Origin of the sequence: Candidatus Accumulibacter meliphilus, assembly GCF_036625345.1 — a bacterium.
GTDB lineage: Bacteria > Pseudomonadota > Gammaproteobacteria > Burkholderiales > Rhodocyclaceae > Accumulibacter > Accumulibacter meliphilus.
Map to the genome: position 1 here is coordinate 282,168 of NZ_JAZKTZ010000006.1, position 14,437 is coordinate 296,604.

Consider the following 14,437-nt stretch of genomic DNA (forward strand, 5'->3'; position numbering starts at 1 on the left):
GAGCAGGTCGCCCAGGCGCCGGCACTCGGCAGACAAGGTCCCGCTGATCAGCTCTTGCAAGCAGGACACCCGAGCAATCCAGCACTACCCGGGCCACCGCAACATCCAGCACACGACCCGCTACACCGAGCTGGCAGCAGACCGGTTCAAGGATTTCTGGCGGGATTGACGCGGATTCGTTTATAGACGAAGATCGAGCATGTACGAAATCCGTCATTATCTCGCTGCGGACGGCAAGGACATCTATCTCGATTGGCTTAAGCAGGTTCGCGATCCGATTGCCAAGGTGCAACTGGTCAAGCGCGTCAACCGCGTGGAGCAAGGCAACTTCGGTGACCACAAGTTCTGCCGCGACGGCGTCTGGGAAATGCGGATCGATGTGGGCGCAGGCTATCGCGTCTATTATGCCCAGGCCGGCTCACGCATCGTGCTGCTGCTGTGCGGCGGCGACAAGCGAACCCAGGACGCCGACATCGGGCGCGCAGTGCGCTATTGGCAGGATTGGCAACGGAGGCCAGACGATGAAAGACCGAGCACATGATGATGCGATGGCCGAGATCTTCCGCGAGGACTTGGTGTTCGCAACCCAGTATCTGAACGACGTTCTGGAAGAAGGCGACCAGCCCGACCTGCTGATCGCGCTACGCCAGATCGCCAAGGCGTATGGCGGTGTCCCCGCCATCGCCGAGAAAGCGCACCTCAATCCGACTCAGCTCTATCGCACGCTGTCCGCGCAGGGCAATCCCGAGCTGCGCAGCCTCACCGCGGTGCTCAAAGCGATAGGACTGCGTCTGGCGATTCAGCCGCTCCATCACACTTGATGAACGCCAGCGTCGGCGGTCATGCTGACGCTGGCCGCCTGGATGCGATCATGGCGCGTGCGGATTTCGATGATGCTGATCAACCAGACCGGCATTCTGGCTGACGGAATTTTCTGGAGGTTGGGCTTACAACCCCATGGTGGCGCGCACCGGCGCGGCGGCGAGGGCCTCAACGCAGGCAGTACCAGCAACCCGGCCGCCTGCAAACGCTCCAGGAAGTCCAGGCAGGCGCAGATCTTCGCCGTCCCCGTCAGGGTGTGGTCCAGCCAAGGTCTGCTCTGGCGAGCTTGCTCGAGTTGGAGATGGACCATCTATTCGTGCAGATAAGGGAAGCACCCCGGGTCGAGCGAGGGTCCGGCGCAGAAAGTGTGAATTTCAGGTCGGTGACGATCACGGTATCGGTTGGCGCAATCTCTTCTCCCCCAATAGAATGGATGCGCCCGTGCCGCTAAACGCGGCCCCCCGTAACGCCGGCATCACGCGGCCCCCACCAGGAGCATCCCCATGAACCACCCCCGCGTTTTCGCCATCGACGGCATCGTCCCGGTCGTCGACCCCAGTAGCTACGTTCATCCGTCGGCCGTTCTGATCGGCGACGTGATCGTCGGCCCTGGCTGCTATGTCGGGCCCTGCGCCAGCCTGCGCGGCGACTTCGGGCGCCTGATTCTCGAGCGCGGCGTCAATGTGCAGGATACCTGCGTCATGCACGGCTTTCCCGGCACCGATACGATCATCGAGGAGAATGGCCATATCGGCCACGGCGCCGTACTGCACGGCTGTCGCATCGGCAGGAACGCGCTGGTCGGCATGAATGCGGTGATCATGGACAACGCCGTCGTCGGCGAGTCGTCGATCGTCGCCGCCTGCGCTTTTGTCAGGGCGGGAATGGACATTCCGCCGCACTCCCTGGTCGCTGGCGTTCCGGCCAAGGTCATGCGCCGGCTCAGCGAGCAGGAGATGGCCTGGAAAGTCGAGGGAACGCTGACCTACCAGGAACTCACCCGACGCTCGCTGGCGACGCTGGTTGAGACCGAGGCGCTGACCGCCGTTGAGCCGGACCGCAAACGTTTCGACATGCCCGGCGTTCAGCCGCTGATCGAGCTCCGCAAACAGGCGCGGGACGGCGACGGGTGCGAGTAGTGGGAGCCCGGCCTACGGTGTCAGCGTGGAGAGTCGCGGATTCGGGATCACCGACAAGAAGCATCCGCGCTACCGATACGCCGTTTGACAGCCAGACGCATCCTTTGTACCGTTTTGCACTGATCGCGCGCCGCACCCCGAGTCAGGGCCGTCACCCCACCCCGAGTCAGGGCCGCCACCCAACTCCCCGGAGAATGCCATGCCGCACCCCCTCTTCGACAAGCACCGCGCCACCCTCGACGCGGCGGTCAAGGCTATTCATGAGCGCACTTACTGGGCAGCGTACGCCGAAATGCCAAGCCCCAAAGTCTACGGCGAAACGGCGATGGACGATGGCAAGCGCGCCTTCGATCGCTGCCTGGGGCAGCAGTTCGCGCTTGATCAGCCGGGGCAGACCGCCTGGATGAGCAGCGGGCAGTCACCGTATGGCTTCGCTCTCGAAATCAGTTACCCGGTGTGCAAGGGGCAAGCGCTGATCGACGCCGGCCTCCAGGCGATGCCCGGCTGGCAGAAGATCGGTGCCGAAGGACGCACGGGAATCTGCCTGGAGATTCTCGAAAGGCTGAACAAGCGCAGTTTCGAGCTGGCGCACGCGGTGATGATGACCAGCGGCCAAGGCTGGATGATGGCTTTCCAGGCCGGTGCACCGCACGCCCAGGAGCGGGCGCTGGAAGCCGTCGCCTACGCCTGGCGCGAGCAGAGTTTCGTACCGCCGGAAGCGATCTGGGAGAAGCCGCAGGGCAAGAATCCGCCACTACTGATGAAGAAGCACTTCGAGATCGTCGGTCGGGGCGTCGCGCTGGTCATTGGTTGCGGTACTTTCCCGACCTGGAACACCTACCCTGGCCTGTTTGCCGCACTGGCCACCGGCAACCCGGTGATCGTCAAGCCGCACCCGAATGCCATCCTGCCGGCGGCGATGAGCGTGCGCATCATTCGTGAAGTACTCGTCGAGAACGGCATTGACGCCAATCTGGTCAGCCTGGCCGCTTTCGAGGACGAGTTGGCGACGCGCGAACTGGCGCAGCACGCGGCGATCAAGTCGATCGATTTCACCGGCGGCAATACCTTCGGCAACTGGCTGCTCGGCAACTGTCGTCAGGCGCAGGTCTATGCCGAACTCGCCGGGGTCAACAACATCGTCATCGACTCGACCGACGCCTACAAGGCGATGCTGCGCAACCTGGCCTTCACGCTTGCCCTCTACTCGGGGCAGATGTGCACCACCTCGCAAGCGCTGTTCGTGCCGGCTGACGGTATCGAAACCGACCTCGGCCACAAGAGTTTCGACGCGGTCGCCAGCGACCTCGCCGCGGCCATCGCTGCACTGCTCGGCAAACCCGAAGTCGCGCTGGCGGTACTCGGCGCGATACAGTCGCCGGAAACGTTGCAGCGCATCGCAACGGCGAGCAGCGGCGCGCTCGGCAAAGTCGTCCTCGCAACGAGAAAAATCGACCACCCCGAATTCCCGGCCGCGCAGATACGCACGCCGCTGCTGCTCGCCTGTACGGCGGACGACCCGGCATGGCGGCAGGAATGCTTCGGGCCGATCAGTTTTCTGGTCCGCGTCACCGACACCGCGGCCGCCATTGCCCTTTCCGAAGGCGTGGTCCGCGAGCAAGGCGCGCTGACGGCTGGCGTCTACTCAACCTCGGCAGAGGTCATTGAAGCGATGACTGAAGCCACCTGGCACGCGAAAGTCGCGTTGTCGATCAACCTCACGGGTGGCGTCTTCGTCAACCAATCGACCGCTTTCTCCGATTATCATGGCAGCGGAGGCAACCCGGCGGCCAACGCGTCCTACGCCGATGCCGCCTTTGTTGCGAATCGCTTTCGCGTCGTCCAACGCCGCTACCCTCTCTGATCGTCGAGGCCCGCCCAATGAGCGCCACCAGCCACTTCACCGCCATCACCTATCGCGTCGACGCTGGCACGGGAATTGCACGCCTGACGCTGAACCGTCCCGATCGCCTGAACAGCTTCACCGAAGTGATGCATGCCGAGATCCGGCAAGCCCTCGACGCCCTCGATGCCGATCTCGCGGTTCGCGTCCTCGTCCTCAGCGGGGCCGGACGCGCCTTCTGCGCCGGACAGGACCTCAACGATCGCGCAGTGACGGGCAGCGACGAGCCCCCCGACCTGGCGGCAACCATCGAGAAGAACTACAAACCGCTGGTCCTGCGCCTGCAGAATATGCCTGTTCCAACGCTGTGCGCGGTCAACGGCATCGCCGCCGGTGCCGGCGCCAGCCTGGTGCTGGCCTGCGACATCGTCGTCGCCGCACGCTCGGCGAGCTTCCTGCAAGCTTTCAGCAAGATCGGACTGATCCCCGATACCGGCGGCAGCTGGTTCCTGCCGCAACGCGTCGGCATGGCGCGCGCCATCGGCCTGGCCATGCTGGCCGACAAGCTGCCGGCAGAGAAAGCCGCCGCCTGGGGACTGATCTGGGACTGCGTCGACGACGCCGAACTGGCGCCGACGATAGAGCGCATCGCCGCGCAACTGGCCAGCGCGCCGACGCGAGCCCTGGTTCGTACCCGCCAGGCGATGCGCGCCGGGGTCAACAACCGACTCGAAACGCAACTCGACCTGGAGCGCGACATGATGCTCGAACTCGGCCGCAGTGACGACTATCGGGAAGGCGTCGCCGCCTTCGTCGGCAGGCGAACACCCACCTTCAAGGACCGCTAGCCAAAGTGACGCTCGCCCTCGACAAAGACCGCATCGTCGGCGTCATCGGCGCCGGCAGCATGGGCGCCGGCATCGCCCAGGTCGCCGCGATGGCCGGCCATCCGGTACGCCTGCTCGACGCCCGAGAAGGCGCCGCCGAACAGGCCATCAGCGGCATCGGACTGAGTTTTGCGCGCCTGGTCGGCAAGGGAAAACTCACCGCGGCCCACTCCCACGCAGCGCAGGCCCGCCTGCTGCCGGCAAGCAGCCTCGCTGAACTCGCCGACAGCGGCCTGGTGATCGAAGCCATCGTCGAGGACCTGACCGCCAAACAGGACTTGTTGCGTACGCTCGAAGCCCTGCTCCCAGCCGATTGCCTGCTCGCCAGCAATACTTCTTCACTATCGATCACGGCCATTGCGGCCGTGCTGAAAACACCGTCGCGGCTGGCCGGACTGCACTTCTTCAACCCGGTACCGTCGATGGCACTGGTCGAAGTGATCAGCGGCCTGGCCAGCGACCCGCAGATCATCGACAGACTTCAGGAGACGGCGCTCGCCTGGGGCAAGACACCGGTGCGGGCACCTTCGACGCCGGGCTTCATCGTGAACCGCGTCGCCCGCCCCTACTACGGCGAAGCGCTGCGACTGCTCAACGAAGGCGCCACCGACAGCGCCACGCTGGATGCCATTTTCCGCGAGGCTGGCGGCTTTCGCATGGGGCCTTTCGAGCTGATGGATCTGATCGGCCTGGACATCAACCTGGCGGTCAGCCAATCAGTCTGGGCTGCCTTCTTCAACGATCCGCGTTACGCGCCTTCGCCGATCCAGCAGGAAATGGTCGCCGCCGGCTTCCTCGGACGCAAGAGCGGCCGCGGCTTCTACCGCTATGGCCAGGATGCAGAACTGCGCACGCCGATCAGCGTGCCGGCACGTGCCATGCCGCCAAAACCGCTGATCTTTGCCGATGGGGCTCTGGCCAAAGCGCTTGGCGAGCGTCTGCATGAGCGTCATCTGCCGTTCCAGGCAGCCGGCAGTTCGCCTGACGGCCGGGTTGCCGAAGCCGGCGGCGCCGTGCTCTACATCACCGACGGGCGCAGCGCCAGCGAACGAGCGGCGCGCAAGGGCGTCTCGAACACCGTTCTCGTAGACCTCGCGCTCGACTACGACAGCGCCACGCGTCTGGCTATCGCCACTGCCGAGCAATGTAGCCCCGCCGCTGCCGAGGCCGCCGCCGGACTGCTGCAGGCAGCCGGTTTTGCGGTCTCGCCGCTGGCCGACGTCCCCGGCCTGGCGGTCATGCGCAGCGTCTGCATGCTGGCCAATGAAGCGGCCGATGCCGTTTACCAACAGGTCTGCGACGCCCGCACCGTCGATCTGGCGATGCGCCTGGGAACCAGCTACCCACTCGGGCCGCTGGCCTGGGCTGAAGCGATCGGTCTCAAGCAGGTGCGCCGCGTGTTATCCAACCTGGCCGCGAGTTACGGCGAAGACCGCTATCGCGTTTCTCCCCTCCTCGCGCGCAAGGTTTTTTCGCGAAAGAGCTTTCATGCCTGAACGTGAACCCGCGCCTGCCAGCGCAAGCTCCGACACCAACACCGAGATGGAGATCGACAGGGACGCCCGCGCGCACGCCAGTGCGCGCGCCCATGCGGCCACCAATGCGGACGCTGCGAACAACGCGGACGCTGCGAACACTGCGAACACTGCGGACGCTGCGAACAATGCGGACGCCGCGCTCCTGCTCGCCGAACAGACAGCGAGCGCAATGTACAGCCGTGACGCGGCGAGCCAACTGATCGACCTGCAACTGCTCAGCGTTCGCCCCGGTTACTCGCGATTGACGATGCGCGTTCGACCGGATATGGTCAACGGTCACCATATTTGTCACGGCGGTTATCTGTTCACTCTTGCCGACTCGGCCTTTGCCTACGCCTGCAACAGCTACAACCGGAACACGGTCGCCTCGGCGTGCCATATCGACTTCCTCAGCCCGGCACGCGAGGGCGAACTGCTCGAAGCCGAGAGCGTGGAGCGATCGCTCTCCGGACGCACCGGCCTCTACGACACGACCATCCGCAACCAGCACGGCAAGGTGATCGCACTTTTTCGCGGCAAGTCGTACCGCATCGCCGGCGAAGTCATTGCCGGCCTCGAAGCCAAGGACAGCGAACAAGGCTCATCAACCAGTACCGCCGACCTGATGGCGGAACCGGTTGAAGGAAACCCGCAATGAGGCCTCGACCTCGAAGCTCGCTCCCGCCACTTTCCCCCGCAGCACAGCAGATCGACCGCACAGCGCGCCATGGCGCCGGTGTGCGGTCGCGCCTGCGCAATCCCCGTAGCCCGGTCCACAGCAGCGCGCAGGCGCTCGACCACATCAAGGAATACCCGTAAATGAACGAAGCTTTTATCTGCGACGCCGTCAGGACTCCGATCGGCCGCTATGGCGGTGCGCTCTCCAGCGTGCGCGCCGATGACCTCGCCGCACTACCGATTCGCGCCCTGATCGACCGCAACGCCGGTGTGAACTGGTCGCTGGTCGATGATGTGATCTATGGCTGCGCCAACCAGGCCGGCGAAGACAACCGCAACGTCGCGCGCATGGCCGGCCTGCTCGCCGGCCTGCCGGTCGAGGTGGCGGGGATCACGGTCAACCGCCTCTGCGCCTCGGGCATGGATGCCGTCGGTCTGGCCGCGCGCTCGATCAAGGCCGGCGAAGCCGAACTGATGATTGCCGGCGGCGTCGAGAGCATGTCGCGCGCACCGTTCGTAATGCCCAAGGCCGACACTGCTTTCTCGCGCAGCACCGCCATCCACGACACGACGCTCGGCTGGCGCTTCGTCAATCCGCTGCTGAAGAAACTCCACGACACGCACTCGATGGCGCAAACCGCCGACAACGTTGCTGCCAAATTCGGCGTTGCGCGCAGCGATCAGGACGCTTTCGCCCTGCGCTCGCAACAACGCTGGGGTGCTGCACACGAAGCCGAGCGCTTTGCCGACGAAATCATTCCCGTCCGCCTGTCACAAAAGAAAGGCAGCGCGAACGTCATCAGCACCGACGAACACCCGCGCCCGGACATGAGTCTGTCCCGATTGGCCAAACGCGAAGGCATCAACGCTGCGGGCCTCACCGTCACCGCCGGCAACTCGGCGGGCATCAATGACGGCGCCTGCGCGCTACTCATGGCCAGCGAGGAAGCGGCCGTGAAGCACGGCTTGACGCCGCGGGCCCGCGTCGTGGCCATGGCCACCGCCGGCGTCGCGCCGCGCATCATGGGCGTCGGTCCGGTACCCGCGATTCGCAAACTGCTCGCCAAAACCGGGCTGCGTCTGGACCAGATGGACGTCATCGAGATCAACGAAGCCTTTGCCGCGCAATGTGTCGCGGTGCTGCGCGAGCTGTCGATCCCGATCAACGCCGCGCACGTCAATCCGAACGGCGGCGCAATTGCCGTCGGCCATCCACTCGGCATGACCGGCGCCCGGCTGATCACCACCGCTACCTGGGAGCTGCGTCGCCGCTCCGGCCGCTACGCGCTGTGCGCTCTATGCGTCGGCGTCGGCCAGGGCGTGGCGATGATCATCGAGCGCGTCTGAACCAGCTACCGAAAATGGCGGCTACGCGGCAAGCCGCCCAGTGGCTGATCACGGGCCAAGGCCGTGACGACGGTGCCGAAGTCTTTTTGCAGCGTTTGCCGGTGCGATCCCTTGGTTTCGCGCTTGTAGTCACGCTTGAACTGCCCGGTGTACTCAATCTTCCGCATTCAGGTCCGTCATCAGGTCCTCGACGGTGGCGAACGACTTCAGACCACCACAGCAGAAAGGGTAAGTTTTGCGATGGTTTCGCGCGCCAAGGAAATCAACCGCTTGCGCATCGCAAATGTCTGTTGCAAAACGAGCCGATGAAATACGCCAGGTGCGCGGATCGACCACGACCGTTTAGGCGAACCCAAGCCAAACGGCTAACGCGCGATTGACCGCCAGCATGGTTTTGTCATCAACGTCTCCGAAGCTGTCACCGACTTTCTCGCAGGGCACGGTCTGAATCTTGTCAATCATCACTTGCGACAGGTGTTTAAGGCCGTTTTCGGCGGTCGGCTTGATTTCGACCCGAAATAGCGGGGTCTCCCGCAACTCGCTCGTTACCGGCAGGATGGTGACGGACGGATGCGTTGCAAACAGGTCGGATTGCACGACGAGAGCCGGTCGCGGCTTGCCGTAGGCTCCCTGCAAGACGATTGTCACGAGGTTGCCGCGCTTCATGCCGACCAGCCATCACGGCTGGCGGCTTCGTCGAGGAACTCCAGAATGTCCTTTTCCTGCGGGTCGTGTTTGAGGAGCGCGGATTGCCGCGCGCACTCCTCGGCGAAACCGGCGCTGCGCGTATCGGGAACCCAGATTTGAACCGGCCGCAAGCCGCTCTTCCGCAAATTTGTCCTGTGCTTTTGCACCCGTTCGATAACACCTGCCATTTCGCACCCCATTTGTTACATGCAACACTAGACCAAAATCATGTTACATGCAACAAATTGCTTCTCGAGCCCCCCGCCGTAGCTTCTCGCCTCTGCCGTCGGGCGGTCCCTAGTACTATTGAGAACGGCCACTATACTTGCAGCGCGATGCTCTGTTGGCGGCAGGCGTTGATGCCGGCCATATCTGAACGAGGATCGTGCCTCCGGTGCCAAGGATGATCGGTCTGGCTTGGCTAGGGCGCCCCGCCAGACCCTTTGGCCAGAGCCGGCGCGGCTTGCCCGCCGTCGTATTGCGGCACCAGCAAGGCCTCGATTTCCGCGATATCCTTTTCCGAGAGCACTCCGGCAGCCGTTTTCAGGAGCAAGGTACTGGCGAGGAACTCGTAGCGCGCCTGCGCAAGATCGCGCTTGGCAAAGAACATCTGCCTTTCGGCGTCGAGAACGTCGGTGTTGGTGCGGATTCCGGCCCGCATGCCGCGTCTGGTTCCTTCGGCCGCGACGATGCTGGCGTCAACCGCCTTGCGATAAGCGGCGACCCTGCCAACCCCTGTCTCGACGGCCAGAAACTGGCGCTTGACTTCGACCATCACCTCATTGGTGGCGAGATCGAGTTCGGCCATCGAGCGCCCGCGATTGGCCACCGCCTGCCCGGTCAGGGCATTCACCCGGCCACCGGCATACAGCGGGATATTGAGCTGCACGCCGACGGTGTTGATCGAGCTTTTCTGGTTCAGGGTCGAGAGGGTCTCGTTCTCCGCTTTCATCGCCCGCGCCACCAGGTCCAGCTGTGGTAAATGGCCGGCACGCGCACGTTCGACTTCCAGGCCCGACAGCTCGACGACCTTCCTGCGTGCCCGGATCTCCGGGTTGTGCTCCTGTGCCAGCGCAGACCATTCGTCGAGCTGGCTCGGCGCGATGCCGGTCGGCATGAAATCCGGTCGCAGCACCCACAGATCGCGCATCGGCGCGCCGGTCATGCCTTCCAGCACGCGCCTCGTCACGGCCACCCGATCGAGCGCCTCGGCACGACCGGCGCGGGCAAACTCGAGCCTCGACTCGGCTTCGGCAATCTCGGTAATCGTCCCTTCGCCACCACGCCGCATGCGCTCGGCAAGCTCGCGCTGGGCGCCATAGGCAGCAATCTCGGCATCGGTCAGTGTCAATTTCTCGAGCGCCAGCAGGGCCTCGAAGTAGGCGGTCGACACTTTGCTGGCCAGTTCCGCTTCCTTGCGATCAAACACGGCGTTGCTGTAGGCGGCCTGCACGCCGCCTTGTTGATAGCGCACGTAGCTCTCGTAGTTGAAGAGCGGCTGGCGCAGGGTAATCGCCGCCTGCTTGTCGTTGTAGTCGAGGTCCTGGGTCACATTGGCCACCGTCGACTCGCGTTCGCCGGTGTTCTTCGAATAGCTGCCGGTAATCGAAATCGTCGGCAGCAGGCCGGCGAGCCCGATGTCGATCGCGTACTGGCCAGCGTCGCGCTCAAAGCGCGCCGCCTGAAAGGCCGGGTCGTTCTGGCGTGCGGCTTGATAGGCATCGAGCAGACCCACGGCACAGGTGCCCGAAGACCACAGCGCCAGGCTGCAGGCGCTCAGTCCGAGCAGGCAGTTGCGCACACTCACTCACTCACTCCTCGGTCAGTGCGGCATTCATACGGTCAACCAGCGGCTTGAAGAGGTAGTTGAGCATTGTCCGCTCACCAGTCTTGACGAATACCTGTGCCGGCATTCCGGGCCTGATTTCGTGCGCCTTCAACTTCTTCATGCCGGCTTCGGTAACCATCACCTGCCCACTGTAGAACGGCGGCAGCTTGCCTTCCGGATCGGTCGTCGCGTCGGCGGCAACCTGCACGAACTCGCCGGGTATCTGTGGCGTGGTGCGCTGGTTGAAGGCCGGAAAAGTGATCTCGACCGGCAGGCCCAGGCGGACCTTGTCGATCAGGTCGGTGGGAATCTGCACCTCGATGCGCAAGGGCTCGTTTTTTGGCACGATGTCCATCAAGGGCGTTCCCTGCGCCAATACACCACCGACGGTGTGCACACGCAGGCCGACGACGATGCCTTCACTCGGCGCATGCACGGTGGTGTTGTCCAGTTCAAAAGCCAGGCCTTCAAGGCGACTCTCGAGCGAGCTGGTTTCCTTCTGCACCTCCGACAGCGCGTTCTCGACCTCCTTGTGGTACTCCTGCTGCCGCGCCACCATACGCATCCGTGTCTCGCCGATGCTCTGCTGTGCCCGCCCGAGATTGCCGAGATCCTCGGAAATGGCGCCATTGAGTTGCGCCAGCAGGCGTTCCTGCTCCGACAGGCGATTGCGCGGCAGATAACCTTCGGCCGCCAATTCGCGCAGCCCTTTCAGTTCTTCATGCAGCAAGCGCGACTGTTGCTCTTTCGAGTGCCGCGTCGCCTCGAGTCCCTTGGCGTACGATTGCAGGCCCGCCAGCATATTCTGCATCGCACCCAGTTCGGCTTGCAGTCCCGCCTGCCGCGAACGTAGAAGCTGCGTCTGCACGGCCATCGCGCTGCGCCCCGAGGATCGTCCCTGCTCTTCAGCAATTCGTCGGGAAAGACGATTTCCGCCTCCCCGGCCACGTCGGCCAGCAGGCGCGCCTCGGTTGCTTTCGCCACCAGCCACTGACTGTGCGTCACCTGATGCTGCGAGCGTGCGGTCGTCGAGTCGAGTCGCAGCAGGACGTCGCCTTTACTGACTTCGTCACCGTCCTTGACCAGGATCGCCTCGACCATTCCCGGCCCCAGGTTCTGTACGGTCTTGCGATTTCCCGTAACCACCACCTGCCCGCTGGCCGGCACGCCCTGATCGAGCGGCGCCAGCGCCGCCCACAGCATGAAGCCGCCGAAGCCCAGTGCCAATACCAGCCATCCGATTCGGGAAACGCGGCGATGATTGATGTCCACACCACTGCTGCCCGCCTTGGCCGTTTCGGCCGAGACGTCGGTCAGTTCAGTGATTTCGCTGTCGGAAGCGTTCTTGCGTTCGAACAAATTCTTGGCCATCGCCCTCTGCCTGGTAAATCAGACGCCGACGACCGGCGTCGATGGAAGACCACTGGCCGCCGCTGCAGGTGTCGCCGGTCGAGCCGTGCCTGCGCTATGCCCGGCGGGCGGTGACGTTGAGGCATTTGCCGCATTCGGCGCATTCGGCGCGTTGGCTGAGCGCATCGCCGCCAGGATCTGGTCGCGCGGACCGTGCGCCTTCACCGTCCCCTCGTGCATCACCAGAATGCTGTCGGCAACCGCCAGGGTGGTCATCCGGTGGGTGACGATGACCACCGTCCGCTTTTTCGCTTTCAGGCGCCGGATCGTGTCGGCCAGGGCGGCCTCGCCGAGATCGTCGAGGTTGGAATTCGGTTCATCGAGGACAATAAAAGCCGGGTCGCCGTAAAGCGCGCGCGCCAGACCGATGCGCTGCTTCTGGCCACCCGAGAGCGCACTACCCGCCTCACCGAGCGGGGTGTCGTAACCGTTTGGCAATAGCAGGATCAAGTCATGGACACCGGCCGCCTGAGCGGCCGCCAGGACCTGGTCCGAATCGACTTCGCCAAAACGGGCAATATTCTCGGCGACCGAGCCGCCAAAAAGCTCGATGTCCTGCGGCAAATAGCCCAGATACGGACCCAGCTCGTCCTTGTTCCACTTGAAAATTTCCGAGCCGTCCAGGCGCACCGATCCGGCCAGCGTTGGCCAGATGCCTACCAGCAAACGCGCCAGCGTCGACTTTCCGGAAGCGCTGGGACCGATCACGGCGACCACCTCGCCGGCCTGCAGCTTGAAGTTCACATTCCGGAGGATCAGCGTCTTGCTCCCCGGTGCCCCCGTCGCCGCGTTCTCGACGGCCACGTCGCCAAGCGGCCGGGGCAGCGGCATTCCGGCAGTGCGCGCCGGGTACATGCCCAGCAGGTCGCTCAGGCGCTTGTAAGCGGAACGTGCCGAAACCAGTTGCTTCCAGTTGCCGATCAGGGCCTCAACCGGCGCCAGCGCCCGACCAACGAGAATCGAACCGGCGATCATCATTCCCGGCGTAATCTCTCCTTCGATGGTCAGCAGCGCGCCATAGCCCAGCGCCAACGACTGCAGTGAGATGCGTGCAAAGCGGGTCAGCGCGGTCAGCATGCCGGCACGATCGCTGGCCAGCGCCTGTTGCTCGAGGAACTTCTGGTGCAGCTTGAACCAGCGCCCGCGAATCGCCGGCAGCATGCCCATGGCCTCGATCACTTCTGCATTGCGCAAGTTGTTGTTGGCTTGCGCGTTGGCCGCCATGGAGAGCTTTTGTGCCTCGCCCAGGGGTCCCGCCGAAACGCGTTCGTTAACCACCGCCAGTGCCAGCAGGAGCAGCACGCCGACCAGCGCAAAGACGCCCAGTTGCGTGTGCATCATGAAGATCACGATCAGATAGATGGGCATCCACGGCGCGTCGGTCAGCGCCACCAGCCCGGCACCGGTCAAGGTCTGGCGCATCGAAGCCAGATCGTGCAAGGCCTGCGCCGGGATTCTGGCCTGCCTGCCGCAAATTACGTTCGAAGGTCGCATCGAAGATGCGCTGGTTGACGTCGAGATCGAGGCGAGCGCCGACACGCACCAGGACCATCGAGCGGATCCATTCCAGCAAGGACATCAGTGCCAGCAAGCCAAGCGCCATCAGCGTCAGCATCAGCAAGGTGGTCGGATTGCGACTCCCGAGCGCACGATCGTAGAGCTGCAGCATGTAGATCGCCGGCGTCAACATCAACAGATTGGTGAAGAAGCTGAACGCGCCAACGGTCATGAACGCCTGGCGAAACGATAGCAGCACCCGTTCGAGCTCGGGGCGTTGCGAGGGATCAGTCATGCGCACTCTTCCTCGCAAACGAGGATCTCAAAAAAAGCCGGCCAGGCGCACCACGCGGCGCGGGCGGGTTGTAGCTGCCGGAGAGGGGCAACACTTGCGGCTCGGCTCTTCCGGCGACTGGCCGCGACGCCATCGCGCGCCGACCGCGAGGGGGTCGCAGGCGCGGCAAGGGCAGCAGCGGTCTGCGCAATTGAATGCAGAACTGTAATACTCATGAGGCTTTCCCAGGGGATGCGAAGGGTCTGTCACGGCTTCGACGCGCTTGTTGGTGCTTGTGTTGTTACTTCTTGGCATCAAAAACCATGCTCAGCGGTGCTTCTGGCAGCAGCGTCAGACCTCCCGCACAGCGGGCACCTGCCGCCACGCAGTCTGGCCAGCGGCGATAATGACATAAGCAGCAGGGGCAATCCAGCCCGCCGACTGCCTCGCCGTGATAAAAGTCACCCTTCTCGGAGCTTTGCTGATGCGCTGCTGCGAATAGCCAGCA

General features: G+C 63.9%; 13 protein-coding genes and 3 pseudogenes. 8 read left to right on the plus strand and 8 right to left on the minus strand.

Annotated elements, in window-relative coordinates; translation table 11 throughout:
* Nucleotides 1-199: 199 nt before the first annotated feature.
* Nucleotides 200-541 carry a type II toxin-antitoxin system RelE/ParE family toxin gene (locus V5B40_RS14290; protein ID WP_332355120.1) on the plus strand — a complete coding sequence of 114 codons (342 nt, stop codon included), beginning with the start codon at nucleotides 200-202 and terminating at the stop codon, nucleotides 539-541.
* Nucleotides 522-821, plus strand: coding sequence for an addiction module antidote protein (locus V5B40_RS14295; RefSeq protein ID WP_332355121.1), 300 nt, complete (start codon nucleotides 522-524; stop codon nucleotides 819-821). The genes V5B40_RS14290 and V5B40_RS14295 overlap by 20 nt, the downstream gene beginning before the upstream one ends.
* Here V5B40_RS14295 and V5B40_RS14300 read toward each other — a convergent pair.
* The gene (locus tag V5B40_RS14300) at nucleotides 812-1,132 is read right to left on the minus strand and encodes a hypothetical protein (protein ID WP_332355122.1); all 321 of its coding nucleotides are present in this window, start codon (nucleotides 1,130-1,132) and stop codon (nucleotides 812-814) included. The genes V5B40_RS14295 and V5B40_RS14300 overlap by 10 nt on opposite strands.
* Nucleotides 1,133-1,325: 193 nt before the next feature.
* Here V5B40_RS14300 and paaY point away from each other — a divergent pair, with 193 nt between their 5' ends.
* The 6 genes from paaY (at nucleotide 1,326) to pcaF (ending at nucleotide 8,233) form a co-directional block, all read left to right on the plus strand.
* Nucleotides 1,326-1,961, plus strand: a complete 636-nt coding sequence (gene paaY, locus V5B40_RS14305) for a phenylacetic acid degradation protein PaaY (protein WP_332355125.1) — start codon at nucleotides 1,326-1,328, stop codon at nucleotides 1,959-1,961.
* Between the two features lie 199 nt (nucleotides 1,962-2,160).
* A complete protein-coding gene (gene paaN, locus V5B40_RS14310; protein WP_332355126.1) occupies nucleotides 2,161-3,825 on the plus strand; it encodes a phenylacetic acid degradation protein PaaN in 1,665 nt (554 codons plus the stop codon).
* Between the two features lie 17 nt (nucleotides 3,826-3,842).
* Nucleotides 3,843-4,652: a 2-(1,2-epoxy-1,2-dihydrophenyl)acetyl-CoA isomerase PaaG gene (paaG, locus tag V5B40_RS14315; protein ID WP_332355127.1), complete on the plus strand. Its 810-nt coding sequence runs from the start codon at nucleotides 3,843-3,845 to the stop codon at nucleotides 4,650-4,652.
* A 59-nt stretch (nucleotides 4,653-4,711) separates the two neighbouring features.
* Nucleotides 4,712-6,187 (plus strand): 3-hydroxyacyl-CoA dehydrogenase, encoded by a 1,476-nt coding sequence (locus V5B40_RS14320; protein ID WP_434735878.1) that lies wholly within the window; start codon nucleotides 4,712-4,714, stop codon nucleotides 6,185-6,187.
* A 184-nt stretch (nucleotides 6,188-6,371) separates the two neighbouring features.
* Nucleotides 6,372-6,866 (plus strand): hydroxyphenylacetyl-CoA thioesterase PaaI, encoded by a 495-nt coding sequence (gene paaI / locus V5B40_RS14325; protein WP_332355228.1) that lies wholly within the window; start codon nucleotides 6,372-6,374, stop codon nucleotides 6,864-6,866.
* Nucleotides 6,867-7,027: 161 nt separating this feature from the next.
* On the plus strand, nucleotides 7,028-8,233 hold the full coding sequence (gene pcaF, locus V5B40_RS14330; protein ID WP_332355129.1) for a 3-oxoadipyl-CoA thiolase: 1,206 nt from the start codon (nucleotides 7,028-7,030) through the stop codon (nucleotides 8,231-8,233).
* 38 nt (nucleotides 8,234-8,271) lie between these two features.
* On the opposite strand, the pseudogene V5B40_RS14335 reads toward pcaF, so the two are convergent.
* The 7 genes and pseudogenes from V5B40_RS14335 to V5B40_RS14365 all read right to left on the minus strand — a co-directional run.
* Nucleotides 8,272-8,400, minus strand: a pseudogene (locus V5B40_RS14335) (type II toxin-antitoxin system mRNA interferase toxin, RelE/StbE family); the annotation flags it as partial.
* 175 nt (nucleotides 8,401-8,575) lie between these two features.
* Nucleotides 8,576-8,899, minus strand: coding sequence for a type II toxin-antitoxin system PemK/MazF family toxin (locus V5B40_RS14340; RefSeq protein WP_332355130.1), 324 nt, complete (start codon nucleotides 8,897-8,899; stop codon nucleotides 8,576-8,578).
* Nucleotides 8,896-9,051 carry an antitoxin MazE family protein gene (locus V5B40_RS14345; RefSeq protein ID WP_434735877.1) on the minus strand — a complete coding sequence of 52 codons (156 nt, stop codon included), beginning with the start codon at nucleotides 9,049-9,051 and terminating at the stop codon, nucleotides 8,896-8,898. The genes V5B40_RS14340 and V5B40_RS14345 overlap by 4 nt, the downstream gene beginning before the upstream one ends.
* 290 nt (nucleotides 9,052-9,341) lie before the next feature.
* Entirely contained in the window at nucleotides 9,342-10,727 is a 1,386-nt protein-coding gene (locus tag V5B40_RS14350) for a TolC family outer membrane protein (protein WP_332355132.1), read from the minus strand.
* 4 nt (nucleotides 10,728-10,731) lie between these two features.
* Entirely contained in the window at nucleotides 10,732-11,622 is an 891-nt protein-coding gene (locus V5B40_RS14355) for an HlyD family type I secretion periplasmic adaptor subunit (RefSeq protein ID WP_332355133.1), read from the minus strand.
* A 185-nt stretch (nucleotides 11,623-11,807) separates the two neighbouring features.
* Nucleotides 11,808-12,119, minus strand: a pseudogene (locus tag V5B40_RS14360) (hemolysin D); the annotation flags it as partial.
* An 18-nt stretch (nucleotides 12,120-12,137) separates the two neighbouring features.
* Nucleotides 12,138-13,950, minus strand: a pseudogene (locus V5B40_RS14365) (type I secretion system permease/ATPase).
* Nucleotides 13,951-14,437: the final 487 nt, after the last annotated feature.

What these genes read in the sequence shown, in the direction of transcription:
- V5B40_RS14355 (WP_332355133.1), bottom strand. Translation starts at nt 11,622, where the DNA reads ATGGCCGTGCAGACGCAGCTTCTACGTTCGCGGCAGGCGGGACTGCAA.
- paaG (WP_332355127.1), top strand. Translation starts at nt 3,843, where the DNA reads ATGAGCGCCACCAGCCACTTCACCGCCATCACCTATCGCGTCGACGCT.
- V5B40_RS14340 (WP_332355130.1), bottom strand. Translation starts at nt 8,899, where the DNA reads ATGAAGCGCGGCAACCTCGTGACAATCGTCTTGCAGGGAGCCTACGGC.
- paaN (WP_332355126.1), top strand. Translation starts at nt 2,161, where the DNA reads ATGCCGCACCCCCTCTTCGACAAGCACCGCGCCACCCTCGACGCGGCG.
- paaY (WP_332355125.1), top strand. Translation starts at nt 1,326, where the DNA reads ATGAACCACCCCCGCGTTTTCGCCATCGACGGCATCGTCCCGGTCGTC.
- pcaF (WP_332355129.1), top strand. Translation starts at nt 7,028, where the DNA reads ATGAACGAAGCTTTTATCTGCGACGCCGTCAGGACTCCGATCGGCCGC.
- V5B40_RS14295 (WP_332355121.1), top strand. Translation starts at nt 522, where the DNA reads ATGAAAGACCGAGCACATGATGATGCGATGGCCGAGATCTTCCGCGAG.
- V5B40_RS14290 (WP_332355120.1), top strand. Translation starts at nt 200, where the DNA reads ATGTACGAAATCCGTCATTATCTCGCTGCGGACGGCAAGGACATCTAT.
- V5B40_RS14300 (WP_332355122.1), bottom strand. Translation starts at nt 1,132, where the DNA reads ATGGTCCATCTCCAACTCGAGCAAGCTCGCCAGAGCAGACCTTGGCTG.
- V5B40_RS14320 (WP_434735878.1), top strand. Translation starts at nt 4,712, where the DNA reads ATGGGCGCCGGCATCGCCCAGGTCGCCGCGATGGCCGGCCATCCGGTA.